The 290-nt window shown below is 66.9% G+C and carries 1 pseudogene; it reads right to left on the reverse strand.

The features are described from left to right. Positions 1-290: pseudogene (locus ODJ79_RS46895) on the reverse strand (hypothetical protein); the annotation flags it as partial.

Here is a 290-nt window from a genome sequence, read left to right on the forward strand (position 1 = left end):
TACCACCAGTGCCACAACGCGCCGTCGCTGCCCCGCGCGTAGACGTGGTGCTGACCAGCGGCGTAGTACGCCGTCGGAGTGCCGGTGATCGAACCGCCCAGGCTGGCCGAATGCCAGCTGGTGTCATACCAGAAATGCCACAACGCCCCGCCCGGACTCCGCACATAGACGTGGTTCTGGCCATCGGCGAAGTAGGCCGCCGGGGTGCCCTCGATGGCACCGCCCAGGTTGGACGACTTCCAACCGTCGTCGTACCACCAATGCTGAAGCCCACCAGCGGCGTTCCGGCC

The organism is Actinoplanes sp. KI2 (assembly GCF_025630775.1).
GTDB lineage: Bacteria > Actinomycetota > Actinomycetes > Mycobacteriales > Micromonosporaceae > Actinoplanes.